Genomic DNA, 24836 nt, shown 5'->3' with positions numbered 1-24836 from the left:
ATGCAGATCTACAATACGCTGACCCGTCGTAAGGAAGCCTTCACGCCCATCGAGCCGGGCAGAGTGCGCATGTACGTCTGCGGCATGACCGTCTACGACTACTGTCACCTGGGGCACGCTCGGGTGATGGTGGCCTTTGACGTCATCACCCGCTATTTGCGCCAGCGCGGCTACGACGTCACCTATGTGCGCAACATCACCGACGTCGATGACAAGATACTCCGGCGTGCCGAGGAGAACGACGAGCCGATCAGTTCGCTGACCGAGCGTATGATCGCGGCCATGCATGAGGATGAAGCGCGCCTCTCCGTGTTGAGGCCCGATCAGGAACCTCGTGCCACCGGCCATATCAGTGAGATCATCCGGATGATCGAGACGCTGATCACCAAGGGCTTCGCGTACGCCGCGGATAACGGCGATGTTTACTACCGGGTCAGGCAGTTTGCCGATTACGGCAAGCTCAACAATCGCGACCCCGATGAGATGCGCGCCGGTGCCCGGATCGAGGTGGATGAGCACAAGGAAGACCCGCTGGACTTCGTGCTATGGAAGGCGGCCAAGCCGGGCGAGGCGAGCAGTTGGCCTTCGCCGTGGGGGTCGGGGCGCCCCGGCTGGCATATCGAGTGTTCGGCCATGTCTACCTGTTGTCTGGGCGAGACCTTCGACATCCACGGCGGGGGCCGGATTCGACCTTCCCCACCATGAGAACGAGATCGCCCAGTCGGAGGCGGCCACCGGCAAGACCTACGTCAATACCTGGATGCACGCCGGTGCGGTGCGGGTCAATCAGGAGAAGATGTCCAAGTCGCTGGGCAACTTCTTCACTATCCGCGAGGTGCTCGAGCACCATGACCCGGAGGTGGTGCGTTATCTGCTGGTAGCCAGCCACTATCGCAGCCCCATCAACTATGCACCGGAGTCGCTCGCCGAGGCCCGCAGGTCGCTGGAACGCTTCTACAACGCACTGGAAGGCGTGGTCCCCCAGGAGGGCGGGATCGATCCCCGCTATGCGGAGCGTTTCACTGCGGTCATGGACGATGACTTCAACACGCCGGAAGCCCTTTCTGTGCTCTTCGAGCTGGCGCGCGAACTGAACCGGGCCAAGAAGGAAGCGCCCGAGCAGGCCCCGGCGCTGGCCGCCGAGCTCAGGCACCTCGGCGGTATCCTGGGACTGCTGCAGCAGAACCCGACGGCGTTCCTCAAGGGAGGGGGCGGCGAGTTGCCGCTCTCGGAAGCGGAGATCCAGGCGAAGATCGACGAGCGTGCCGCGGCCAAGCAGGCCAAGGACTTCGCCACGGCGGACGCCATCCGCGATGAGCTCGCCGCACTCGGCATCATCCTCAAGGACTCCCGGGAAGGGACCCGCTGGGTCTTCGAGAAGCCCGAGACCGAGTCGTAGAGCAGGCGTCCCACGCTGAAGGCCTTGACGCCCGGCCCGCCGTTGGAGGAGGGCGGGCCTCTCCCTCCTGCTCGACGCTTGCATACTTATGAGCACTATCCCGCTCAAAAAGCCTTAATTTTGTTGCTGTCGTGCACTATGCTGCGCATGTGGCAGAGCAGATTGGTACTTTTGAGCGGAATAGTGCGCATGGGGGTGGCGTGAAACTGACGGTGCAGATTCACTTCGACCGAGCCTGGCACGATGCGGCTGAGCTCTCCTTGCCGGACCCCGAGCGTGGGGCGGGCGGAATCTCCCGCCTGCACTACGGCACCGACTATGCCGTCGAGTGGATGTTCCATGACGACTTGCACGCCTGCAGCCTGATGCTGCCCGTGGAGCTGATGCTGACCCATGAGTCCCCGCGCTGGTTCGGTTTCCTGGGGGACATCATGCCGTCGGGTGCGAGTCGTCGTTTCTGGGTGGACTATCTCGGAATCCGGAATCTGCCGACCGGACGCCAGGACGCGGAGCTGCTGGCCCGAGGTACCATCGCCCCGGTGGGCAACCTGCGCATCAAGGAGGCGGTGCCCGACCACCGCCTCAAGAATCCCCTGGGGGAGCGGCGCTTTCCGATGCAGAGCGTGGTGGAGCGCGACGTGGATTTCCTGGAATATGCCCAGCAGATGGGGGCGGCCAGCGGCGGTGCGACCGGTGCCGGCGGCGAAGCGCCCAAGCTGCTGATCAGGCTCACCCAGGACGAGCGGGTTTGGATCGATACCTGGCAGGAGGAGGTTCAGGTCCCGGATCTCCCGATGTTGGTGAAGTTTCCCCGCGGAAGCCGCTCCGCCGACGACTGCGATATCCTGCGCGCCGAGTATCACTTCTACCAGGAACTGGCCGCGCTGGGCATCGATACCATCGAGGTTCGGGGCATGCGCCTCGTCGAGGGGGAGCGCTATCCCTCTCTCTGGCTGCCACGCTTCGACATGCACTACCTTGATGGGACCTGGGTTCGCTACGGCCTGGAATCCGTCTATTCCCTGATGGGCGCGGCGCCCGGCAGCTTTCTCCGGCATGGCGACACCCTGCGTCACCTGGTGGCGCTGCTCCAGGCGCAGTACCGGGTCCGCGAAGGGGGCGAGACCTTCGACACCCAGGCCTTCGTGATCGAATGGGTTCGGCGAGATCTCCTCAATGTCGCCTTCGGCAATTCCGACAACCACGGCCGCAATATGGCCCTGCTCAAGCGCCCCGAAGGCATCGGGTTGGCGCCGGTCTATGATTTCGCCCCCATGCGGGCCGATCCCGAGGGAATCACGCGTACCACCCAGTGGGGCCGCCGTTGGAAGCGGGGGAGAGTATGACTGGCGGGCTATCGCGGACTCCCTGGCGGATCTCGTGGACCCCGAGCGGCTGATGGAGGCACTCCGCGGGCTTGCCGCGGACCTGCAGGGAGTGGATGAGCGTCTGGCCGCCCGGGGCGTCCCTGCTCGCATCCTGGACATGCCGGCGGTAGGCTTGCGTTCAGTAGAAACACGACTCGATCGCTGGGGGCTGCGGTGAAGCCGCGCGCGCCCGAAGATCGTGAAGAGGCGCTGGTGGCGCTGCTGAGGCGCTTCTACGACGGTGAGCTCAGCGACGGCGAGCTATTGCGTGCCCTGCGCCGCGAGGTGCTGGGCCTCTCCCAGACCCGCTATGCCGCCCTGGTCGGTATCAGCCGTCGTACCCTGTCTGACCTGGAAGGCGACAAGGGCAACGTCACCCTGGAGGTGAAGAACCGCGTCTTCCGGCCCCTAGGCCTGGAGGTCAGCCTCCTGCCGCGCAAGCGCGCCCTGCTGGCGCAGGCGCTGGCCCCCACCGAGTAAACGGGAGCCCGCTTGGATTACACCCCCTTCAGCTATGTCACCGCCGAGAAGGCCGAGCTCTATCGACGGGTGATGCGCGCCATCAGTCGCTGGGGTAGGGTGGCAAGGGAATCTGCCGTGGCCAGTCGTCGGCGACCACGAACACCCGCTGCCATCCGGCCGCGTTGTGCCACAGGGCGAGCTGGATTGGTGAGGCGGGCGCACGGAAATGCTGGGCCAGTCGCGCCTCGAGGTGTCGCAGTGCCAACAGCCCCTCGCGCCGGGGGAGGGCGAGCCAGTGGGGCTTGGCCAGCCAGGCGCCACGGGTGCCGGCGGGCAGGGCGTCGCGAAAGTCGCGCCAGCGGCGCCAGCGAAGCCAGTGGCCTCGCAGGTGGTCGGGACTCGCTTCTCTGGGGGGCGGCAGCGCCTGTTGCCACGGATAGAAGAGCACGCCGGGTATCGCCAGCTGCTGCTTGATGCCTGGTTCCGGCGACGGGCCGATATCGCGGGGGCGGGTGACCAGTCGGATGGCCTGACGGGTCTCGTCCTGCGCCGATAAGGGCAGCTGGTGACGGAGCAAGTGCTCGCGCTTGCTGGCCAGGCTATCGGCGCCCCCCGGGCCGATCCAGCGTGCCTGCTCCCGGTCGTCGCCCGGGCCCTGCGGCAGGCCAAGATAGAACTTGATGGCGACCTCCAGATGGATGGGGGTCGGATCGTCCCGCCGACGGTAGAGCAGGTCCAGCTCCCCCAGCGTCTGCTTGCCGCGCAGTATGCGCAGGTTGTGGGCCAGCAGCCGGGTTCCCGGGGCGGTATCGAGCAGGAACTGCCAGAGTCGCTCATGATAGAGCCCCATGCGACCATTCACGGTAGTACCGACCCGTCGCTCCAGCGGCTCGGGACAGCTTCCAACGCCGTAAGCAGATCGTCAAAGCATGCATCGTCCGCCAGTCCCAGCTGCTCACGGGAAGGGCGTCCCGGGTAGGCCGTATCGATCAGGTCCGGCGCCTGGCTCATCCAGGCCAGATCTCTCACCAGCGGATGGTGGCAGCGGGTGAGCGCGGTGGTGCAGCGTTGCAGCATGATGAAAAGGGTCCGCGTTGAGAATCGGGTCTGACAGCCAAACTGTACACGCCTTATACTCAGCGTACATTCACAACCCATGGGGGATAGCGATGAAACGCTCCCTGACCGGCCTGGCGGCGATGGCCGCCGGCTCGCTGCTGACGTTAGCCACCGCCCAGGCCAATGATCCCGTCGTGGTCTCCTCCAAGATCGATACCGAGGGCTCGGTGCTCGGTCAGCTGATACTGCAGCGTCTCGAGCAGGGGGGATCGAGACCCGCGACCGCCTGCAGCTCGGCGGTACCAGCATCGTGCGCGGTGCGCTGCTAGCGGACGAGGTCGATCTCTACCCGGAGTATACCGGCAACGGCGCCTTTTTCTTCGATATGGCCGACAGCGACGTGTGGCATGATGCCGAGCAGGCGCTGGCCACGGTGCGCGAACGCGATGCCGACAACGGCCTGGTGTGGCTCACGCCGGCGGATGCCAACAATACCTGGGCGATGAGCGTGCGCGGCGACCTGGCCCGTGAACACGGCCTGGCGACCCTGGAAGACCTGGCGACCTTTCTCGAGGAGGGCGGCGACTTCAAGTTTGCCGCCAGCGCCGAGTTCGTCGAGTCCGAGCAGGCGCTTCCGGCATTTCAGCGGGCCTACGGCTTCGAACTGACGTCGGATCAGCTCCTGGTGCTGTCGGGGGGAACACCGCCGCGACCATGCGTGCGGCGGCTCAGCAGACCAGCGGGGTCAATGCGGCGATGACCTATGGCACCGACGGCGGTCTTGGGGCGCTGGACCTGGTGGTGTTGGAAGACACCCAAGGGGTGCAGCCGGTCTATCAGCCGGCCCCGGTGGTGCGCGAGTCCGTCCTCGAGGCCTATCCGCAGATTGAATCGTTGCTGGCGCCGGTGTTCCAGGCCCTGGATCTGGACACCCTCCAGCGGCTCAACGGTGAGGTGGCGGTCAATGGCCTGGACCCTCGCCAGGTGGCAGCGGACTTCCTCGCCGAGTTGGATGCGGCGGAGTAAGGCGTGACGGCAGAGCGACCCGCGTCTCCCAACTGGGTGCTGCTGAGCCTGATGCTGGCAGGGCTCTTGGCCTGGCTGCTGCTGGATGCGGTCAACGTGGCGCCCAACCGGATCGTGGCCGGCACCCCTTTCGGGCCCACGACGTCATCGGCGGCTGGCTGGCGCTGCTGGCCTCGCTGCCGATGCTGGGGGTCATGGCGTTGGCCTGGCGACCCGATACCCGGCGCCTGCTCCTGGCGCTGGGTCTGGTTGTAGCGCTATTGGCGGCGCTGCCGCTATGGCTTGCGGTGGCGGTGTCGGCCCTGGTGGATCCATCGCTTCCCCAGGCGCGGCTGGGGATCGGCGCTTCCCCCTGGCTGCTGCTGTTTCTCTGGCTGCTGGTGCTGCTGGAGCTACGCACCCGACTGGGCTTGTCGCGTCTCCAGGGCTGGGCGCTGCTGCTGCCGGTCCTCGCGGCCTGGTGGTTGGCGCTTTCCAACTGGCTGGAGCCCTTGGCCCTGTACCGCGAATATCAGGGGCGTAGCGACCAGTTCATTGCCGCCATCGGCTACCATTTGGCGCTGGTGGGGCCGCCGTGGGGGCGAGTCTGTTGCTGGGTGTCGCCCTGGCGCTGGCGATGCGTCGCCATGCCGGACTTCAGCGGGCCGGATTCGCGGTCCTCAACTTTCTGCAGACCATTCCCAGTCTGGCACTCTTCGGCCTGCTGCTGGCGCCGCTCGCCTGGCTCTCGGCACGAGTCGATTGGCTCTCGGCACTGGGCGTGAGCGGTATCGGCTGGGCGCCTGCCTGGTTGGCGCTGCTGGCCTACAGCCTGCTGCCCATGGTGCGCAATACCTTCGTGGCACTGGAAGGGGTGGATGCCGGGGTGATCGAATCGGCAAAGGGAATGGGCATGAGTCGCCAGCAGGTCTTCTGGCAGGTGCGCCTGCCCCTGGCCGTTCCGGTGATGCTGGAGGGGGTGCGAATTACCACGGTGCAGGCGATCGGGTTGACCGCGGTTGCCGCCTTGATCGGGGCCGGCGGGCTCGGCACCTTCATCTTTCAGGGGCTGGGGCAGGCGGCCATGGATCTGGTGCTGCTCGGCGCCCTGCCGATCATTGCTCTGGCGCTGCTGGCGGATGCGCTGTTCGGCGCCTTGACGGACTGGCTGCGCCCGGGAGGGGCGAGATGATCGAACTGTTCGATGTGACCAAGCGTTTCGGCGACGAGATCGCGGTGAATGGCATTTCGCTGCGGGTCGAGAAGGGCGAGCTCTGTGCGCTGGTGGGCACCTCCGGGTGTGGCAAGTCCACCACCCTGCGCATGATCAACCGCCTGATCGAGCACAGCGAAGGCGAGATTCATCTCGATGGCCAGCCGGTGAGAACCTTCAATGAGGAGATTCTGCGTCGCCGCATCGGCTATGTGATCCAGAGCACCGGGCTTTTCCCCACTGGACGGTGGCGCGCAATATCGGTCTGGTGCCTCGGCTGCTCAAGTGGCCCAGGGAGCGAGTCCGTGCTCGCGTGGCGGAATTGATGGCGCTGCTGGGCTTGCCGACTGCGGAGTTCGCCGACAAGTATCCGCATCAGCTCTCCGGCGGCCAGGCGCAGCGGGTCGGCGTGGCCCGCGCGCTGGCCGCCGACCCGGAAATTCTGCTGATGGACGAGCCCTTCGGTGCCCTCGATCCCATCACCCGGGAATCCCTGCAGCAGGAACTTCGCGACCTGCAGGCGCGGCTGCACAAGACCATTGTCTTCGTCACCCATGACATGGACGAAGCCCTGGCCCTGGCGGATCGGCTGGTGGTGATGCATGAGGGGCGCATCGTTCAGCAGGGGCGGCCGATCGAGCTGCTACACGATCCCGTCGATGACTTCGTGGCGTCGCTGCTGGGCGGCGTGGAGCGCGGTCTCAAGGAAGCCGGCCTGACACGGGTCGGCGAGCGGATGCTGCCGCTGGGACCGCGCCTGCTGGCCAGCGAGCGGGTGGCGCAGACGGCGCCGCTGCGCGACGCCCTGTCGATGATGCTGTGGCACCGGGTCGACCGTCTGACGGTGGTGGATGACGACGACATCCCCATCGGCGAGCTGTCGCTGCGCCGGCTGGTCGGGGGAGGCCGACGTGAGCATGACGACAGCGAGGGCGTCGGGGGTGCCGCCGTGGCGGTGGGCCATGCCGCTACTGTGGTTCGTCCTGCTGCTGGGGCCACCCTGGGCATGGAGCAGCTGGACAGCCTGATGCGGCTGATCGAACCCGATAGCCGCGAGGTGATCTATCGACGTGACAGTTTTCTGACCCTGCTGGCACAGCATGTCATGGTGGTGACGGCGGCGTCGCTGCTGGCCATTGTGATCGGCATCGGTGCCTCTATTGCCGTGACGCGACCGGGCGGGCGCGATTTTCGCCCCCTGGTCGGCCAGCTCGCTTCCATCGGCCAGACCTTTCCGCCGGTAGCGGTGCTGGCACTGGCGGTGCCGGTGCTCGGCTTCGGTACCCTCCCCATCGTCATGGCGCTGCTGCTCTACGGGTTGCTGCCCATCGTGCGCAATACCCTGGCCGGTATCGAGGGCATCGATCCAGCCGTCCACGAGGCCGCCCGCGGCATGGGCATGACCCATGCGCAGATTCTGCGTCAGGTCGAACTGCCCCTGGCGGCACCGGTCATCCTGGCCGGCGTGCGCACCTCGGTGACCATCAACATCGCCACGGCCGCCATTGGTGCCACCGTGGGGGCCAGCAACCTGGGCGACCCGATCATTTCCGGTATCGTTAACGGCAACACCGCCTACGTGGTGCAGGGTGCCGTACTGATCGGCCTGCTGGCGATCAGCGTCGACAGCCTATTCGAGCGCCTGCAGCCGCGCCAGTTGCGTCGCTGAGCAAGAGGGCCCGGTCACGGTCGACAACCGCCCGGACAGGATAATCGTCAGCATTTCCTTCGTCGGGCAGCAAAATGGATGCGTTCGCCCGCATTTTACGTTAACGTCAACTGCGCTACGTTGGCTGAGCGCTGGAGCTAACCCCTGGCGTGCGGCTACAGTAACGTCAACACTGCCCTCACAAGGGGCGGTTTTCCTCCTGCCACTACCCAAGGACCAGGATGATGACAACAACACAAGACACCCATTCGCTGGCCTTCATGACCGGCGACGAGCTGCACATTCCGACCTTTCGGCTCCTGCAGCAGGATGGCACCCTCTTTGAGGGGGCCGAGGCACCCGATCTGGACAAGGAGAAGGCGCTGCGCATCTACCGCGCCATGCTCGTCACCCGCGTCCTCGACGAGCGCATGCTGGCGGCTCAGCGCCAGGGGCGTCTCTCGTTCTACATGCAGTGTACCGGTGAAGAAGCGGCGGTCATCGGCGCCGCGGCGGCGCTAGATGACGCCGACATGATCATGGCGCAGTACCGCGAGCAGGGCGCCTTGGCCTATCGCGGCTTCACCTACGACGAGTTCATGAACCAGCTGTTCGGTAACGAACTCGACTACGGCAAGGGGCGCCAGATGCCGATCCACTACGGATCGCGCAAGCTCCACTACATGACCATCTCCTCGCCGCTGGCCACGCAGATTCCTCAGGCCGCCGGCTATGCCTATGGGCAGAAGCTGGCCGGTGAAGGGCTCTGCACCATCACCTTCTTCGGTGAAGGGGCGGCGTCGGAGGGCGATTTCCATGCCGCGCTCAACATGGCTTCGGTGCATAAGGCGCCGGTGATCTTCTTCTGTCGTAACAACGGCTATGCCATTTCCACGCCGGCCAGCGAGCAGTTTGCCGCCGACGGTATCGCCCCGCGCGCCTTCGGCTATCGGATGCACGTCATCCGGGTCGACGGCAACGATATCCTGGCGGTCTATCGGGCGACGCAGCAGGCCCGCGCCATCGCCGTGGAAAAGAATCAGCCGGTGCTGATCGAGGCGATGACCTATCGCCTGGCCGCCCACTCCTCCTCGGACGACCCCTCCGGCTACCGCTCGCGCAAGGAAGAAGAGGCGTGGCGCGAAAAGGATCCCATTCTGCGCATGCAGCGCTGGCTGATCGACCTGGGCTGGTGGAGCGAGGACGAGGAGAAGGCCCTTCAGGAGAGCCTGCGCCGTGAAGTGCTCGAGACCCTCAAGCGCGCCGAGAAGCGCCCACCCCCGCCTCTGGATAGCCTGGTCAGCGACGTCTATGCCGACGTGACGCCGGCGCTGCAGCGTCAGCTCGACCGCCTCAAGTCGCACATTCGCCGTCACCCGGAGGCCTATCCGAAGGGGGCGCGCTCACTGGACCCGGATGTCAGCGCAACGGCAGATGCCGACAAGAACAGCGGCGAGCAGGGAGGAGCCTGAAATGCCCAAGATGAACATGCTGCAGGCGATCAACAACGCCCTCGATATCGCCATGGCCGAGGATGAAAAGGTGCTCTGCTTCGGCGAGGACGTCGGGGTGTTCGGCGGGGTCTTCCGCGCCACCAGCCATCTTCAGGAGCGCTACGGCAAGTCCCGCTGCTTCAATACGCCGCTGGTCGAGCAGGGCATCATCGGCTTCGCCAACGGCCTGGCCGCCCAGGGCTCAGTGCCGGTGGCCGAGATCCAGTTTGCCGACTACATCTTTCCGGCCTTCGACCAGATCGTCAACGAAACGGCCAAGTTTCGCTTCCGCTCCGGGGATCTGTTCAACGTCGGCGGGCTGACCATCCGCACCCCCTATGGCGGCGGGATCTCCGGCGGGCTCTATCACTCGCAGTCGCCGGAGGCCTGACTTCGCCCATACGCCGGGCCTGAAGGTCGTGGTGCCCCGCAACCCCTACCAGGCCAAGGGGCTGCTGCTCTCCGCAATCCGCGATCCCGACCCGGTCATCTACTTCGAACCCAAGCGGCTCTATCGCGCCTCCACCGGCGAGGTGCCGGAAGACGACTACCAGCTGCCGATCGGTGAGGCCGAGGTGACCAAGGAGGGCAGCGACATCACCGTGCTTGGCTGGGGCGCGCAGATGGAGCTGATCGAGAAGGCCGTGGAGATGGCCGAGAAAGTGGGGATCTCTTGCGAGATCATCGACCTGCGTACAATCCTGCCCTGGGACGAGGATACCGTGGTGGAGTCGGTGCTCAAGACCGGCCGGCTGCTGATCACTCACGAGGCGCCGCGCACCGGCGGTTTCGCCGGCGAGATTGCCGCCACCGTCCAGGAGCGCTGCTTCCTGTACCTGGAGTCGCCCATCGAACGGGTGACCGGCCTGGATACGCCCTTCCCGCTGACGCTGGAGAAGGAGTACATGCCGGATCCCCTCAAGATCTTCGAGGCCATTCGCGCCAGCGTGGAATTCTGACGTTCGATATCAGGACAGGAGATGCAAAATGAGTGACTTCATGCTGCCCGATATCGGCGAAGGTATCGTGGAATGCGAGATCGTCGACTGGCGAGTCGCCGAGGGCGATGTCATCGAGGAAGATCAGCCGGTGGTTGAGGTGATGACCGACAAGGCGCTGGTGGAGATCACCGCCCCCGAGGCGGGCCGTGTCACCAGGCTGTATGTGCCCAAGGGCGAGATCGCCAAGGTGCACGCGCCGCTGTTCGCCTATGAGGCGGAAGGCGGCGGCGAGGCTGCCCAATCGGCCGAGCCGCCGCGGCCCGTCGCTTCGGCCGCGGACGAAGTGGCGAGCCCGGCCGCCGAAGCCCCGGCGGTCTCTCGGGGCCCCGCGGAAGCGTCTGCGCCCGGTGCGGCGTCCAAGGATTTCATCCTGCCCGATATCGGCGAAGGGATCGTCGAGTGCGAGGTGGTCGAGTGGCGCGTGGCCGAGGGTGAGACGATCGAGGAGGATCAGCCGCTGGTCGATGTCATGACCGACAAGGCGCTGGTGGAGATCACCGCGCCGGAGGCCGGGCAGGTCACCAAGCTGTACGTGCCCAAGGGGGAGATCGCCCAGGTCCATGCGCCGCTGTTTGCTTATCTGCCGGCGCAGGCCGAACCGGTGAGCCAGCCGGCCCCCGCCGTGGCTGAGACGGCGAGCCCCGCCCCCAAGCCGGCGACTCCGCCACGAGTCGTCCGGTGGCCAGCGGTGGACGCGGCCCCTACGGGCGGGTGCCGGCCAGTCCCGCCGTGCGCCGACTGGTGCGCGAGCACGGCGTCGCCCTGGAGGACGTGCCCGGCAGCGGCAAGGATGGCCGGGTGCTCAAGGAGGATGTGCTGCGCTACCTGGAGCAGGGCGCCCAGGCGCCGGCGCCGAGTGAAGGGGCGGCCGCTGCCGCACGCCAGGCAGAGCCGCAGGCGCCTGCCCAGGGCGAGGTTCGCGTCGAGCCCATTCGCGGCATGCGGGCGGTGATGGCCCGACGCATGGTGGAGTCCGCCAGCACCATCCCGCACTTCCAGTACGGCGAGGAGATCGACGTCACCGAGCTGCTGGCGCTGCGCCAGCGGCTCAAGCCCCAGGCCGAGTCGCAAGGCACCCGGCTGACGCTGATGCCGCTGTTCATGAAGGCCATGGCGCTGGCGGTGCAGGAGCATCCGATCCTCAATGCCCGGCTCAACGACGACGTCAGCGAGATCCACTACCTGCCGTCGTGCAACGTGGGCATGGCGGTGGATAGCCGGTCGGGCCTGCTGGTTCCCAACGTCAAGGGGGTTGAGCGCCGCACGCTGCTCGACGTGGCGCGCGAGGTCGAGCGACTGACCACCTCAGCGCGGGAAGGGCGGGTCGACCAGGCCGATCTCAAGGACGGTACCATCACCATCTCCAACATCGGCGCGCTGGGCGGTACCTATGCGGCCCCGATCATCAATGCCCCGGAGCTGGCCATTGTCGCCATCGGCAAGACGCAGTGGCTGCCGCGCTTCGACGACCGGGGCGAGGTCACCCGGCGGGCGATCATGACCGTGACCTGGGCCGGGGATCACCGGGTGATCGACGGCGGGACCATCGCGCGCTTCTGCAACGCCTGGAAGGGCTACCTGGAGGCCCCGGAGAGCATGCTGTTGCATCTGGGGTGACGCCGCCGTGGCCTGGCCGCTCCCTCCCGCCGCTGGCATGCTGGCGGGAGGGAGCGCGCCCGGACGCTCCCGTCGGGGCGATGCCCGACCGCTTACCCGCACCGATTCGGCAAGCCTTATGGTGAGCTTATGAGCCAGGCGCCCCTCCAGCAGTTCTATATCCCCGAAGAGCAGTCCATCTATCTGCTCAGCCACGACGATGCCCGCAAGCTCAAGGAGTGGGTGGCGCTGTGTCAGGCCCAGCTCGAGCAGCTGGGCTATCGTGATATCGCCCTGATCGGGAAGGGCGCCTATGGCTTCGTTTTCGCCGGCGTCACGGCGCTAGGGGCGGAGTACGTTTTCAAGTTCACCCGGGTCAACCTGCCCCAGCACCTCCAGGACCGCCTCGAGGAGGAGGCCTTCATGCTGGAGCAGGTCGTCCATCCCCGGGTGCCTCGGCTGATCGTCTTCCAGCGGGTGCGCAACCAGTCGATCCTGGTGATGGAGCGGGCCCCGGGTCTCAACCTGGAAGAGGTCTCCCTGCGCGAGGGGCGACTGTCGCCCCGGCTGGTGGTGCGTATCGCCGACCAGCTCGCCGATATTCTGCGCACTCTGCGCATGGAGTCCGGGCCGGCGGGCAAGCCCATCGTGCATGGCGACATCAAGCCCTCCAACCTGGTGTTCGATGCCGCCAACGAGGCCGTTGCCCTGATCGACTGGGGCTCCTCGGTGTTCGCCCAGCTGGATGCTAACCAGCAGTTCGTGGCCTCCAACGTCATGGAACTGATGTCGGACAACCTGCAGCAGACCAATGCGCGCCTGGGGGATGTCTACTTCATCGGCGAGGAGCAGTTGAACGGCGCCTTGTCGTCACCGCGTTTCGATGAGCAGGGCGCCGCCGGCACGCTCTATGCGCTCGCTTCGGCTCAGTCGTGCCGTTTCGGGCATCGGGCGATTCCGGCCACCTCGCTGGGCCTGCCCATGGAGTTCGCACGCATGCTCGATGGCATGCTCGATCCCGACCCGCGCATCCGCATGAAGGCGGGAGACCACTTCGTCAGCGAGATGCCGAGGCTGGCGCGGCTGGTGATGATCGACCTGCCCGAGCCCGCGGAGACGCCCCTGGTGCCTGCCTGGGTGCGTCCCTCGAGCCGTGAGATCGACACCGTGGTGTACAGCTCGCGCAAGGCCTTCCTGCGCGAGGAGGGCGGCAAGGAAACCCTGAGCGACGTCAACGATGTCCAACTCGACCGTTACTACAAGAACTTCATGCAGGGCATGGGGAAACCGAAAAGGCCTTCCTAGCGGCGGTGAGCCGCCTGGGCCAGTATCCGGTGGTGGGCGGGTTGGCGGTGCGCTGGGAGGTCGACGGCGTCTATATCGATACCTCGCTGAGCCTGCATGACCCGTCACTCAAGCCGGCCTTCGTGGCGGCGGTGAACAATATGGTCAACCTGGCGCGGGCCATCTACCGCCAGGGGATCTTCAAGAGCTGCCTGTTCAATGCCCGCGATACCCTGCACCTGGATCGCGAGGCGCCCACGGAGCCCTTCGTGGTGACTCCCGGGATGCGGCTGCGTTACGAGGTTAGCGCCGTGCCCGAGCTGGAAGATCGCTCAAGGCTGCATAGCTACTTCGAGGATGGCCCAGACCCGGAGGAGTTCCTGGTGCTGCCAGAGGCGATCATCGCCTCCCTCGAGGCCCTCAACGAGATCCACCATACCGGGATGATCATCTTCGAGTCGCTACCCCAGCACCTCAAGATTCACAGCTACTATCGGCTGCTCGACCCCTCCCGGGAAGCCGAGTTCCGCCGACGGCTCGACGACATCTTGGCCGCCGTGGGGCTGATCGAGGGACTCGGCGTGTCCGGGTTCATGAAGATGCCCTACAAGGACACCCGTTTCTTCGCCCATACGGAGCGCCAGCCAGAGCGCTACTATCCGCGCGACCCGCGGTCGGCGCAGCGCGATAACGTCTGAAAACTGCCGTCCCGGTTCATCGGTTCATGGCTTGCGGCAAGTAGAGCGCGATTTCCGGGAAGGCGTGCAGCAGGGCGATCGACAGCAGCATTAGCAGAAAGAAGGGCAAGGTGGCCTTGGTAATGGTCACGATATCCTTGCCGGTCAGCCCCTGGATAACGAACAGGTTGAATCCCACCGGCGGGGTGATCTGAGACATCTCCACCACCACCACGAGATAGATGCCAAACCAGATCAGGTCGAAGCCCGCGGCGCTGACCACCGGCATGATGATCGCCGTGACCAGCAGGATCAGCGAAATTCCGTCCAGAAAGCAGCCCATAATCAGCAGCAGCAGGGTCAAGGCGACCAGCAGCATGGTCGGCGAGAGACCCATCTCGCCGATTGCCCGGGCCAGCTGCATGGGCACCTGGGTAAAGCCCATCGCCGAGGTAAGAAACGAAGCGCCGGCGATGATGAAGGCGATCATGCAGGCGGTGCGTATGGCGGCGAACAGCGATGCCTTGAAGGTTGCCAGCCCGAATTCGCCGTTCCAACGGGCGATGAGGATCGAAAGCACCACCCCTACGGCGGCCGCTTCGGTGGGAGAGGCAAGCCCGCCATAGATCGAGAAGATGATGCCGCCGATCAGGGCCAGAATCGGCAGCAGCGACCAGGTTTGGCGCAGCTTGTCGAACAGCTTCAGGGAGGATTCATCCGCCCCGGTAAGGCCCGCGCGGTTACCCTTGATCAACGCCCAGAGCACTAGGTAGCTCATGAACAGCCCGAGGATTAAAAGACCGGGCCCGATGCCGGCCATGAACAGTCGCGAGATCGACTGCTCGGTGACCACCCCGTAGACGATCAGCACGATGGAGGGAGGGATCAGCAGGCCCAGGGTCGAGGCGCTGGCCAGGGTGCCGATGGCCATCTGTGGGTCATAGCCCCGGCGCTCCAGTTCGGGCAGCGTCATCTTGCCCACCGTGGCGCAGGTGGCCGCCGAGGAGCCACAGACGGCGGCGAACATGCCGCTGCCGATCACATTGGTGTGAAGCAGCCGCCCGGGGAGGCGATTGAGCCACGGGGACAAGCCGCGAAACATGTTGTCGGCAAGCCCCGAACGAAACAGGATCTCGCCCATCCAGATGAACATCGGCAGGGCGGTCAAATCCCAGCCATAGCTGGCCCCCCAGAAGTCTGAGGCCAGGATCGGTCCCGGTGCGAAAGGGCTGAAGAACGCCAGCGCAATCCAGGCGGTGCCGATCAGCGCAAAGGCGATCCATACGCCGCTACCGAGCAGCACCGCCAGGGTAAGGATGGTGGCCAGGCTGAGTATGAGCACGTCAGGTCTCCCAAAGCGGATCGGCGGCGATCATGGTTGGTGACTATCGTCAGTGGCTTCGCGAAAGCTCGCGGGATCGCGTAGGGCAATACGCAGCGTCATCAGCAGTGCTTCGGCCAGGGCCAGGCATAGCAGGCCAACGCCGGTTGCCAGCACGGCCTGGGGGATCCATAGCGGGATCGACAGGAAGCCGGAGGAGACATCTCGGAAGTGCAGGCTTTCCCCTATCAGTGTGATCAGGCCATGGCCCAGCAGCAGGCTGATCGTCAGCGCCACGATCAGGCCGAACACTTCGAACCAGACCCGCACTCTAGCGGGTAGGCGTGTTATCAGCAGGGTCACGCGAATATGGGCATGGTGCACGAAGGTATAGGCCAACCCCAGAAAGGTGGCGCCGACCAGCAGGTATGAGGCGATTTCTGAAACGCCCGTGATGCTCAGTCCTAGCCGACGCAGGCCCACCAGCACCAGCAGCGCATCGAGGACCCGAAAGGAGACCTGAATGGCCACCAGCGTGCAGATCGTCACCATGCAGGCCGCCGCCCCCCAGGCGCCGAGGCGGTAGAGCAGCGCAAGCTTGAAATTCATGTGGGAGCTCCTGACTCCAGGGCAGGACTAAACCGACGTGATCGACGCAGGTGAGCCGGCAGGGTGTCCGGGCCATCAAGCGCGCGACGCCATTGAGAGTGCAGGGAACAGACGCGGTGCGTCGCACCGCGTCCCGGTCTGGTCAGTCATCGAGGCTTGAACGATAGGCCTCGAGCAGTGCCAGGGCCTCATCGCTGGCTCGCTCCTGCCAGGAGGCGAACAGCTGGTCGCCCGCGGCCTGCAAGGCGTCTGCCACCTCGTCATCAGGTGTTGCGACCGTTACGCCGTTGTCTTGGAGCGCCTGGAGGCTCGCTTCATTGTTATCACGACTCATCTGCCAGCCCCGTTCCTCGGCACGTGCGGCCGCGTCGAGCAGCGCCTGCTGTGTTGTTTCATCGAGACGATCGAATGCACGCTGGTTGATGAATACGATGTTCTTGGGCAGCCAAAGATTGGCGTCAGTATAGTGCGAAATGTAATCCCAGGCGGTCATTGCATTGCCGGTGGCGCTCGAGGTGATCATGGCATCCACGCGGCCGGTACTGAACGCCGTGGGAATGTCCGACTCCTCGGTTTCGGTTGGGTTTCCGCCTAGATTCTGTACGAAACGTTGCGTATTGATGTTGGGGGCCCGCACCCTAAGGCCTTCGAACTGATCTTCACTCTCCAGCGCGAAGTCAGTGTAGATCCCCTGGGCGGGCCAGGCCACGGCATAGAGCGGCATCAGTCCTTCGTCGGCAAACAGCTCCGTGATCATGGGCTTGGTGGTTTGCCACAGAGCAAAGGCTTCCTCGTAGCTGCCGGCAACCCCGGGGAGGGTATCGATCTCGAAGATTGGGTCCTCGTTGGACAGCACCGAGAGGAAAATCTCGCCGGCATCGATGGTGCCACGGCGCACCGAGGGCTTGATCTCCCCATGTGCCACCAGCGAACCGCCGCTGTGTACGTTGATGCGAAGTTCACCATCGGTGGCCTCGGCCACGTCTTCAGCGAACTGCTTGACGTTCTGGGTGTGAAAGCTGGCATCGCCGTAGGGGGTGGCCATGTTCCATTCCATGGCCTGAGCGCTGGTGGCTGCGGCCAGGCCGGCCACTAGCAGCAGCGGGGTGACGTTGTGCTTGGTCATGAGCTCGGACCTCTTGTGGGATTTGATTGTGGGTCTTGAGGGTCATGCATTGCCCTGTGCCAACTCCCTGGCACCATTCGGGCATCTTGCTCGGTGGGTTCGACTTGTTGCGCCGCGTTTCAAGTCTTCTTGAACAGTTGGGCGTCGCGATCCTTGAAGGCCTTGAACTCCAGCGCATTGCCGGAGGGGTCGTAGAAAAACATGGTGGCCTGTTCGCCGGGTTCCCCCTGGAAACGAATATAGGGCTCGATTTCGAATCGCACGCCGTGATTGCGGAGTTTCTCGGCCAGCGCTTCCCATGCCTTCATTTCCAAGACCACTCCAAAGTGAGGGACTGGTACGCCGTGGCCGTCTACCGGGTTCTTGTGGCTGCTGACCGGCTGCTCCTTGAGTGCGGGGTTCAGGTGGCAGACGAATTGATGACCATATAGATCGAAATCGACCCAGCTGTCCGAAGAGCGTCCCTCGGGGCAGCCGAGAAAACGGCCGTAGAAGTCACGCGCTTCATCGATGTCGCGCACCTGGACGGCCAGGTGGAAGGGATCGGTAACGGCCATGGTGCCTCCTGAGTCAGGCTATTGTGTTGGTTATTGACCTTTCCCAGTGATAATCCCCGAATAGGCTGCCGTCAACCGCTTGTTCAGGCCAGCCCCCGCATGCCGGAGCGATAGTTCCGCCAAAACGGTTGTCGCCGGGCGGGCGTGATCCATTATAGTGGTTGGACTGGATGGATCATCCCGCCGACCGTTACCCCATCAGGAGTCGTCATGGCCATTCCCCTGCTGAATTGTGACATGGGCGAGAGTTTCGGTAGCTGGACCATGGGGCTGGATGCCGAGGTGATGCCCTACGTGGACTGCGCCAATATCGCCTGTGGCTTTCATGCCTCCGATCCCCATGTCATGCGGCACACCGTCTCCCTGGCGACCCGACACGGGGTGCGGATTGGTGCCCACCCGGCCTATCCGGATCTGATGGGATTCGGCCGTCGCTCCATGGCCTGCTCGCCGCAGGAGGTCGAGGATCTGGTGCTTTACCAGGTGGGGGCCCTGGCGGGCATCTGTCAGGCGGAAGGCACACTCCTGCATTATGTCAAACCCCACGGGGCCCTCTATAACGACATGGCCCGGAATCCGTCGCTACTGCGTGCGGTCATGGCGGCGGTGCGTGCCTATGATGCCACCCTGCCGCTGATGGTCATGGCCACCGCCGAGCCTGAGCCCTACCGGTCGCTGGCCGACGAGATGGGAATCACCCTGTGGTTCGAGACCTTCGCCGACCGCGCCTATGATGCCGAAGGGCACTTAGTGTCACGGCGGTTGCCGGGCGCGGTGCATCATGATCAGGCGGCTATCGTGGCCCAGGCCGTGACATTGGCCCGTGGGGAGACCCTGACGGCCAGCGATGGCACCGAGCTTGACCTGCCCTGCGATACACTATGCGTGCACGGTGACAACCCCGAATCGGTGGCCGCCGTGAGAGCCATACGCCGTGCCCTTAGCGAGCTCGATAGCTGAGAGCTGGCACGCGGTCGCCATCAGGCGCCAAGCCCGCTTTCCCGGAGTACCTGGTCGAGGGTCGGAGTGTCGCCCGTGTTGGGCCGCTTGTCGGCACCCTCGACGAGCAGCTGGCTTTCGAAGTCGGCCAGACCGGCGGCGATGCAGCGTTCGATGAGCACGGATTTGCTCATGCCGGACTGCTGGCAGAGCCGTTCGAGGCGGGCTTCGATGTCGTGAGATAAACGCAGCAGATGTGGCATGTGGTGATCTCCCTGGCGCGGCCTCCTGGGCAGCCCGTCAGCGGGGGCAAGAGACGCTGGCTATGCAATCAAGATAAAACGCATGTTTGAGTTTGTCACCTTTTGAGTCTGCCTGACGCCGGTGACAGTGCGATGACGGGGCGCGCCTTGACCTGCTGCACGGGTGTGAGAGGATGCCGCACCAAGCCTCTGCTGCCGGGACGACCCGGTAAGCGCTGCCGCCATCGGGGACGACCCCGCTCAAACAGAGTGCCAACACATGAACATGGCGTGGATGCTGCTCGTCGTCGCCGGTCTGCTGGAAGTCGCCTGGGCGTTGGGTCTGAAGGCCAGCCACGGGTTCACTCGCCCACTTCCCTCGATCCTGACGCTGATGGCCATGGTGGCCAGCTTCTATCTGCTGGCCCAGGCCATGAAGGTGCTGCCGGTGGGCACGGCCTACGCGGTCTGGGTTGGCATCGGGGCGGTGGGGACGGTGCTGCTTGGCATCCTGATCTATGGCGATAGCGCCTCGCCGCTGCGCCTGCTCAGCCTGGTGCTGATCCTGGCCGGGCTGGTGGGCCTCAAGCTGGCCGGCTGATCAGGCCAGCCCCTGGCGCTGCATGACCTCGGTGATGATGGGCACCGGGGTCATCAGATGCTCGCGCATCATGGTGGAGGCTCGGTCGGCTTGGCGCTGAAGAATGACCTCGACCAGGGCGGCGTGCTCCTGGCGCTTGCGTTCCAGCGCGGCCTCGGAGAACACGGTCTCGCGTAGCCAGAGATGGCGGTAGCGCTCGACCTGGTCGAACAGACCTTCACGCACCTGTAGCAGGTTCGGGGAATTGCAGCCGCTGGCGATGGCGGTGTGAAACGCCTTGTGGCGGGTATCCCAGACCTCGAGAAGCTCGTCGGGAGTGTTCACCTCCATCACCTTGGCCAGGGTGTGGGCCTTGGCCAGGATATCGGCCTCCCAGCCATCGTCGCCACGCTCGATGGCGAGTCGCAGGATCAGTCCTTCGAGCTGAGCCCGGGCGTCATAGAGGTCGTGGAGTTCGGCCAGCGACATGGGGGCAACGCGATAGCCGCGCTGGCTGATGGCTACCACCAGGCGCTCGGCCACCAGCTGCGAGAGCGCTTCGCGCAGCGGGCCGATGCCCAGATCGTATCGTTCCTTGAGTCCGCTCATCAGCAGTTTCTCGCCCGGCTGGAAGACGCCGCGGATGATGTCGTGCTTCAGGCAGCGGTAGGCCGTGATGCCCAGGTTCTGGCGGGGGGGATGTCCATGGTCGGTATTCCTTCAATTTACCGAGCATGATAACGAATTGTGGGGTGTCCCGGTAACCGTCGATGTTGCCACAGGACTTCGATTCTCTTGAATCGGGTGGATATTTCTCTCTTGCACTAGCCGCCTGTCGGATTTGACCGATCGTCGCGAGAAGGCTCGGCTTGGCGTTAAGTCCGACAGGCGGCTAGGGATATTGGCGGGCCTCGTTCAGCGTCCAGTCCACCAGTTCCCGGGCGAGGCGATCGGCGGCGATCCCCAGGGCCTCGACGACCTCGCCAATCTCGGTGCTGTCGGCGACTTGCCGCTGGGAAAGCGCTGGCTCGCCAGCAGTCGCTGCGAGCGTGTCTCGACGAGTCGGACGTCGAGGGTCACCACCCCTTCGGGCAGGTCGGCTTCGTATTCGCTTTGGAAGGCGCGCAGGTCGCTGGCTAGGGTCAGATCGCTGGAAAGGGATGACGCCCCGTGGGTAAGGCGTGACAGCCGGCCATCCTCGCGAAAGCCATCCAGCAGGCGGTCGCGCAGCAAGACCGGCGCGTCATCGGCCCAGCGGACGCCCTGATAGACGCTGGGCCGGTGGGGTTCGGGCAGGACCACGATCCGCGTACCGTCGAGCAAACGTCCGGCCTGCGGGGTGACTAGGTGCAGGGTCATTTCGGCAACGGTGCCGTCTGCAGCGCCGGCGGACAGCGGCTCGGCGGGTAGGGTATAGAGGCTGGCCGGCTCTCGGGTCGGTACCAGATTGCAGGCAGCGAGCAGCGAAGCCGTGAGCAGCAGCGAGGCGATGGCCAGTGGTTTCATCGGGACGGTTCCTTCACGGCGAGAATTCCTCGATGCCGTCGCGGCCCATCAGGAAATCGGCGGGGCTCTCTTCGAGACGGCGAACGATACGGTTCAGGGTGCCCAGGGTGCGGCGCAGCTCCGCGGAGGCCGGTCCCAGCCCCTGAATGCCCTGCATGCCGCTCTCCAGGGCGCCCTGATGATCGGCCAGCAGCGATTCGAGGCGTCGGGCGGTGCGCGCGAGGCTCTCGGTGGTTTCGCGGGCGCCGAGGACGATACGCTCTCCCTGGCCCTCGAGCAGGCTGCCGGTCTGGCGAGTCAGCTCGCCAAGCTCGCCGATGGCCTGGATCGCTTCGTCGAGGAGGGCATCGAGCTGCTCCATCAGCTGTGAGGATCCGCCCCCCAGCGCCGCCAGCTGGGCGCTGGTGCGTTCGAGGTTGGCGATGATCCGGGTCACGTTGGCGGTGTTCTCATCCGAGAGCAGTGCATCCAGGCCGGCCAGCACGCTGTTGACGTTGGCAAGAATCTCCTCGCTGTCGTCGAGCAGGGCGGAGATCGGCGACGGGTCGGCCACGATGCGCGGCGGCCTGTCTCCCTCGGCGAGCAGAGGAGGACTCTCCGGGGTGCCGCCGTGCAGCTGGATGGACATGCTGCCGGTGATATTGGCTAGCGCCAAGCGCGCCCGCGTGTCCTGCTTGATGGGCACGTGGCGCTGGACCCGAATACGGACCAGCACGTTGCGAGGGTCGGTCGGGTCGAGTCGCAGGTCGGTGACATCGCCGACGCGCACGCCGCTGTACTCCACCACGTTGCCGACGCTCAGCCCGCTTACCGAGCGATCGAAAAATACCTCGTAGTGGGCGAAATCCCGGTCGGCGGTGCCTTGCCCAGCCAGACGGCAAACAGCACCCCGCCGGCGGCGGCCAGCACGGTAAACAAGCCGATGATGACGTGGTGGGCACGGGTTTCCATGGGGGTCACTCCTGTCGCTGCGCGGCCTGGCTGGCTGCCCGTCCCCGGGGGCCATGAAAGTAATCGCGGATCCACGGGTCATCAGTGGCCTCGACCACCGCGAGGCGGTCGGCAACCCGTACCCGTCGGTTCGACAGCACCGCCACCCTGTCGCAGGTGCTGTACAGCGTATCGAGATCGTGGGTGACAAGAAAGACGCTGAGCCCGAGGGCGTCGCGCAGGGTCTGCAGCAAGCGGTCGAAGGCGGCGGCCCCGATGGGGTCCAGGCCGGCCGTCGGCTCGTCGAGGAACAGCACCTCAGGATCCATGGCCAGAGCGCGGGCCAGGGCCGCACGCTTGACCATCCCGCCAGACAAGGCGTCCGGGGCGAGCCGGGCCGCCTGGGGGAAAGGCCGACCAGGGCCAATTTGACCCGGGCCAGATGCTCGGCATCGAGGCGGGTGAGTCCGCCATGTTCGATCAGCGGCAGGGCCACGTTCTCCTGAAGGTTGAGCGAGGTGAACAGGGCGCCGCGCTGGAACAGCACGCCGAAGCGGCGCTCCACGCGTGATCGCTGAGCGGCCGAAAGGCGCTGCAGATCCTCGCCGAGTACCCGAATCGTGCCGGCATCGGGGCGCTTGAGTCCGACGATGCTGCGCAGCAGGACCGACTTGCCGGTGCCCGAGCCACCGACCACGCCGAGTATCTCGCCCCGGTAAATGTCCAGGTCCAGGTTCTCGTGAACGCAGTGGGTACCGAAGCGGTTGACCAGATCGCGCACCTCGATGACCGCCTCGTTGTCGTCGCTCACCAGCCCATCTCCATGAAAAAGAGCGCCGCCAGGGCATCCAGCAGGATCACCATGAAGATCGACTGCACCACGCTGGAGGTGGTGTGCTCCCCGACTGACTGGGCGCTGCCGGCGGCCTTGAAGCCCTCCAGGCAGCCGATCACCGCGATCAGAAAAGCGAACAGCGGCGCCTTGGCGAGGCCGACCAGGAAGTGGGTGAGCGGGATATCGCGCTGCAGGATGGCCAGGAACTGTGCCAGGGGGATCTCCAGGGCCAGGCTGCATACCAGGGCACCGCCCAGCATGCCGCTGAGCATCCCGATCAGGGTCAGGATCGGCAGGCTGACCATCATGGCCAGCACGCGGGGTAACACCAGCAGTTCCACCGGACTCAGCCCCAGGGTACGGATGGCATCGAGTTCCTCGTTCGCTTTCATAGCGCCGATTTGGGCGGTAAAGGCGCTCGCGGTGCGCCCTGCCAGCAGAATGGCCGCCAGCAGCACGCCGAATTCGCGCAGGAAGGAGTAGGCCACCAGGTTGACCGTGTAAATGGTAGCCCCGAAGTCGCGCAGCACGGTGGCACCGAGAAAGGCCACCACGGCCCCGACCAGGAAGGTCAGCAGCGCCACGATGGGAATGGCGTTGAGGCCCGTCTGATGCAGCTGGGCCACCAGCGCGGTGATGCGCCAGCGGCGCGGGCGCAGCAGGCTGCCCATCAGACTGGCCAGGGTGACGCCGATGAAGCCGATCAGCTGAAGCTGCTGTTGCCAAAGGCCCTCGACCTGTCGGCCGAGATCGGCCAGGGCAGCCAGCGGTGGGAAGACCGACGGCGGGTCAGTGTCCAGCGGCTCGCGCATGGCCTCGGCGACTGCCACCAGCAGCGCCTGCTGGGCGGCGGGCAGCGTCGGGGCCCAGTCGCCCACTCGACGCATCCGCTGCGCCCCGAGCAGCTCGACCAGCAGCACGGCACCGGAGGTGTCCAGGCCCTCGATGCCGGAGAGCTCCGCCTTTGTCCAGTCGGTGGAGCCATAACGGCGCAGCTGGTCCTTGAGCGCAGCGTAATGCGCCAGGGTCCAGCTGCCGGTGATCAGCAGTCGGCCATCATCGATCTCCAGGCGGCCGGGGGCGACGTTTGTTGAAAGCATGGCAAGGCGCTTCCTTATTGAACAGGCCATTTTCTTCCATGAGCATTACTGCGTTGGCTCCAAGGCCTTGATGATATCGTTCGCCACTGCCTTGAGTCTCGGCCCCAGGTTCTCTACCAGCTTGTCGTGGGTCAGCCTCAGGCGAGATCCCCACAGTTAATCGCCAGCACTTCGGCGCCGCCTTCCAACACCAGCGGCAGAGCCACAGCGCTGACTTCTGGCTGCCAATCACCTTCAGATAAACAGAAACCGTATTTCTGATATTCCGCCAGGCTTTTATCGATACCGGCCTTGATCATGGCCCAGTCACTTTTGTGGATCTCAGCAAGTTCTTCTAGAACTTGCTGACGCCGTTCGGCCGAAATACCACAGAGCCACGCGCGGCCCATCGCCGATGTCGCAATGGGTAACCGTGATCCCACTTCGAGCCGCATGATAAGTGGTCCGGTGCCGTGGCAGGTCTCCAGGTACATCATGGAGGTGCGATCGGCGGTGCCAAGGCTGACGTTGCAGTCGGTGGAGTCGGCGAAACGCTGCAGGTGAGGGCGGGCGAGATCGCGGATGCCCATATTGGCCAGGTAGCGATAGCCCAGCGCGAGCACCCCGGCGCCCAGGCGATACTTCTCGATATCGGGGTTGCGCTGTAGATAGCCGAGCTGGGTCAGGGTGTAGGTGAGCCGAGACACCGTGGGGCGCGGGATGCCGGTGCGGTTAGAAAGATCCGCATTGCCCAGGTACTCCTCACCGGCGCCGAAGGCGCGCAGCAGCTCCAGGCCGCGGGCCAGGGCGGTGACGAAGTTACGGTCCTTGACGGCCTGTTCCGGCTCGTCGTCACGGGGCATCGTCTGTGTCATCAGATCTATCCAGGGCTAAGTCGAATATTTCGG

At 65.1% G+C, this 24836-nt stretch carries 20 protein-coding genes and 8 pseudogenes; 14 read left to right on the top strand and 14 right to left on the bottom strand.

Going from position 1 to position 24836, the window contains the following annotated elements:
• The 3 genes and pseudogenes from cysS to ACSJDS_RS12575 all read left to right on the top strand — a co-directional run bounded on the left by cysS (position 1) and on the right by ACSJDS_RS12575 (position 3246).
• Positions 1–1399 (top strand): annotated as a pseudogene (gene cysS / locus ACSJDS_RS12585) (cysteine--tRNA ligase).
• Positions 1400–1599: 200 nt separating this feature from the next.
• Positions 1600–2745 (top strand): type II toxin-antitoxin system HipA family toxin, encoded by a 1146-nt coding sequence (locus ACSJDS_RS12580; protein WP_473033573.1) that lies wholly within the window; start codon positions 1600–1602, stop codon positions 2743–2745.
• Positions 2746–2940: 195 nt separating this feature from the next.
• Entirely contained in the window at positions 2941–3246 is a 306-nt protein-coding gene (locus ACSJDS_RS12575; RefSeq protein WP_473033572.1) for a helix-turn-helix domain-containing protein, read from the top strand.
• Between the two features lie 82 nt (positions 3247–3328).
• Here the strand turns inward: ACSJDS_RS12575 and ACSJDS_RS12570 are convergent, their stop codons facing one another.
• Both ACSJDS_RS12570 and ACSJDS_RS12565 read right to left on the bottom strand, forming a co-directional pair.
• Complete coding sequence (locus tag ACSJDS_RS12570; RefSeq protein WP_473033571.1) at positions 3329–4078, bottom strand: DUF1853 family protein; 750 nt, start codon at positions 4076–4078, stop codon at positions 3329–3331.
• Positions 4079–4086: 8 nt separating this feature from the next.
• On the bottom strand, positions 4087–4305 hold the full coding sequence (locus ACSJDS_RS12565) for a hypothetical protein (RefSeq protein ID WP_473033570.1): 219 nt from the start codon (positions 4303–4305) through the stop codon (positions 4087–4089).
• 92 nt (positions 4306–4397) lie between these two features.
• Between ACSJDS_RS12565 and osmF the strand changes: the two are divergent.
• The 9 genes and pseudogenes from osmF (at position 4398) to ACSJDS_RS12520 (ending at position 14225) form a co-directional block, all read left to right on the top strand.
• A pseudogene (osmF, locus tag ACSJDS_RS12560) lies at positions 4398–5313 on the top strand (glycine betaine ABC transporter substrate-binding protein OsmF).
• A gap of 3 nt (positions 5314–5316) precedes the next feature.
• On the top strand, positions 5317–5568 hold the full coding sequence (locus ACSJDS_RS12555) for a hypothetical protein (protein WP_473033569.1): 252 nt from the start codon (positions 5317–5319) through the stop codon (positions 5566–5568).
• Positions 5569–5929: 361 nt separating this feature from the next.
• Positions 5930–6484 carry an ABC transporter permease gene (locus ACSJDS_RS12550; RefSeq protein WP_473035029.1) on the top strand — a complete coding sequence of 185 codons (555 nt, stop codon included), beginning with the start codon at positions 5930–5932 and terminating at the stop codon, positions 6482–6484.
• Positions 6481–7403: pseudogene (locus tag ACSJDS_RS12545) on the top strand (ABC transporter ATP-binding protein); the annotation flags it as partial. The gene ACSJDS_RS12550 and the pseudogene ACSJDS_RS12545, both read left to right, overlap by 4 nt.
• Positions 7404–7422: 19 nt before the next feature.
• Positions 7423–8174: pseudogene (locus tag ACSJDS_RS12540) on the top strand (ABC transporter permease).
• 224 nt (positions 8175–8398) lie between these two features.
• The gene (locus ACSJDS_RS12535) at positions 8399–9625 is read left to right on the top strand and encodes a thiamine pyrophosphate-dependent dehydrogenase E1 component subunit alpha (protein WP_473033568.1); all 1227 of its coding nucleotides are present in this window, start codon (positions 8399–8401) and stop codon (positions 9623–9625) included.
• 1 nt (position 9626) lies between these two features.
• Positions 9627–10605: pseudogene (locus ACSJDS_RS12530) on the top strand (alpha-ketoacid dehydrogenase subunit beta).
• A 28-nt stretch (positions 10606–10633) separates the two neighbouring features.
• A pseudogene (locus ACSJDS_RS12525) lies at positions 10634–12264 on the top strand (dihydrolipoyllysine-residue acetyltransferase).
• A gap of 129 nt (positions 12265–12393) precedes the next feature.
• Positions 12394–14225 (top strand): annotated as a pseudogene (locus ACSJDS_RS12520) (protein kinase domain-containing protein).
• Between the two features lie 16 nt (positions 14226–14241).
• On the opposite strand, the gene ACSJDS_RS12515 reads toward ACSJDS_RS12520, so the two are convergent.
• The 4 genes from ACSJDS_RS12515 to ACSJDS_RS12500 form a co-directional block, all read right to left on the bottom strand.
• Entirely contained in the window at positions 14242–15546 is a 1305-nt protein-coding gene (locus tag ACSJDS_RS12515) for a TRAP transporter large permease (RefSeq protein ID WP_473033567.1), read from the bottom strand.
• A gap of 30 nt (positions 15547–15576) precedes the next feature.
• Positions 15577–16134 carry a TRAP transporter small permease gene (locus tag ACSJDS_RS12510; RefSeq protein WP_473033565.1) on the bottom strand — a complete coding sequence of 186 codons (558 nt, stop codon included), beginning with the start codon at positions 16132–16134 and terminating at the stop codon, positions 15577–15579.
• A 142-nt stretch (positions 16135–16276) separates the two neighbouring features.
• Positions 16277–17260, bottom strand: coding sequence for a TRAP transporter substrate-binding protein (locus ACSJDS_RS12505; RefSeq protein WP_473033564.1), 984 nt, complete (start codon positions 17258–17260; stop codon positions 16277–16279).
• A gap of 119 nt (positions 17261–17379) precedes the next feature.
• Positions 17380–17817, bottom strand: coding sequence for a VOC family protein (locus ACSJDS_RS12500; RefSeq protein WP_473033563.1), 438 nt, complete (start codon positions 17815–17817; stop codon positions 17380–17382).
• A gap of 210 nt (positions 17818–18027) precedes the next feature.
• Here ACSJDS_RS12500 and ACSJDS_RS12495 point away from each other — a divergent pair, with 210 nt between their 5' ends.
• Positions 18028–18777, top strand: a complete 750-nt coding sequence (locus ACSJDS_RS12495) for a 5-oxoprolinase subunit PxpA (protein ID WP_473033562.1) — start codon at positions 18028–18030, stop codon at positions 18775–18777.
• A 20-nt stretch (positions 18778–18797) separates the two neighbouring features.
• Here ACSJDS_RS12495 and ACSJDS_RS12490 read toward each other — a convergent pair whose 3' ends face one another.
• The gene (locus ACSJDS_RS12490; RefSeq protein WP_473033561.1) at positions 18798–19019 is read right to left on the bottom strand and encodes a hypothetical protein; all 222 of its coding nucleotides are present in this window, start codon (positions 19017–19019) and stop codon (positions 18798–18800) included.
• 265 nt (positions 19020–19284) lie between these two features.
• On the opposite strand from ACSJDS_RS12490, the gene sugE reads away from it, so the two are divergent.
• The gene (sugE, locus tag ACSJDS_RS12485; RefSeq protein WP_473035028.1) at positions 19285–19599 is read left to right on the top strand and encodes a quaternary ammonium compound efflux SMR transporter SugE; all 315 of its coding nucleotides are present in this window, start codon (positions 19285–19287) and stop codon (positions 19597–19599) included.
• Here sugE and csiR read toward each other — a convergent pair whose 3' ends face one another.
• The 7 genes and pseudogenes from csiR to ACSJDS_RS12450 form a co-directional block, all read right to left on the bottom strand.
• Positions 19600–20262 (bottom strand): DNA-binding transcriptional regulator CsiR, encoded by a 663-nt coding sequence (gene csiR / locus ACSJDS_RS12480; RefSeq protein ID WP_473035027.1) that lies wholly within the window; start codon positions 20260–20262, stop codon positions 19600–19602.
• A 231-nt stretch (positions 20263–20493) separates the two neighbouring features.
• The gene (locus ACSJDS_RS12475) at positions 20494–21084 is read right to left on the bottom strand and encodes an ABC-type transport auxiliary lipoprotein family protein (protein ID WP_473033560.1); all 591 of its coding nucleotides are present in this window, start codon (positions 21082–21084) and stop codon (positions 20494–20496) included.
• Between the two features lie 13 nt (positions 21085–21097).
• A complete protein-coding gene (locus ACSJDS_RS12470; RefSeq protein ID WP_473033559.1) occupies positions 21098–21871 on the bottom strand; it encodes an MlaD family protein in 774 nt (257 codons plus the stop codon).
• Between the two features lie 20 nt (positions 21872–21891).
• Positions 21892–22035 (bottom strand): hypothetical protein, encoded by a 144-nt coding sequence (locus ACSJDS_RS12465; protein WP_473033558.1) that lies wholly within the window; start codon positions 22033–22035, stop codon positions 21892–21894.
• 5 nt (positions 22036–22040) lie between these two features.
• Positions 22041–22828, bottom strand: a pseudogene (locus ACSJDS_RS12460) (ABC transporter ATP-binding protein).
• On the bottom strand, positions 22822–23949 hold the full coding sequence (locus tag ACSJDS_RS12455; RefSeq protein ID WP_473033557.1) for an MlaE family ABC transporter permease: 1128 nt from the start codon (positions 23947–23949) through the stop codon (positions 22822–22824). Before ACSJDS_RS12455 ends, ACSJDS_RS12460 begins: the two are co-directional and overlap by 7 nt.
• A gap of 137 nt (positions 23950–24086) precedes the next feature.
• Positions 24087–24803: an IclR family transcriptional regulator gene (locus tag ACSJDS_RS12450; RefSeq protein ID WP_473033555.1), complete on the bottom strand. Its 717-nt coding sequence runs from the start codon at positions 24801–24803 to the stop codon at positions 24087–24089.
• Between the last annotated feature and the right edge of the window lie 33 nt (positions 24804–24836).

This window comes from Halomonas sp. SL18_1 (assembly GCF_055755715.1).
This window is presented reverse-complemented; position numbering and strand designations above follow the sequence as displayed.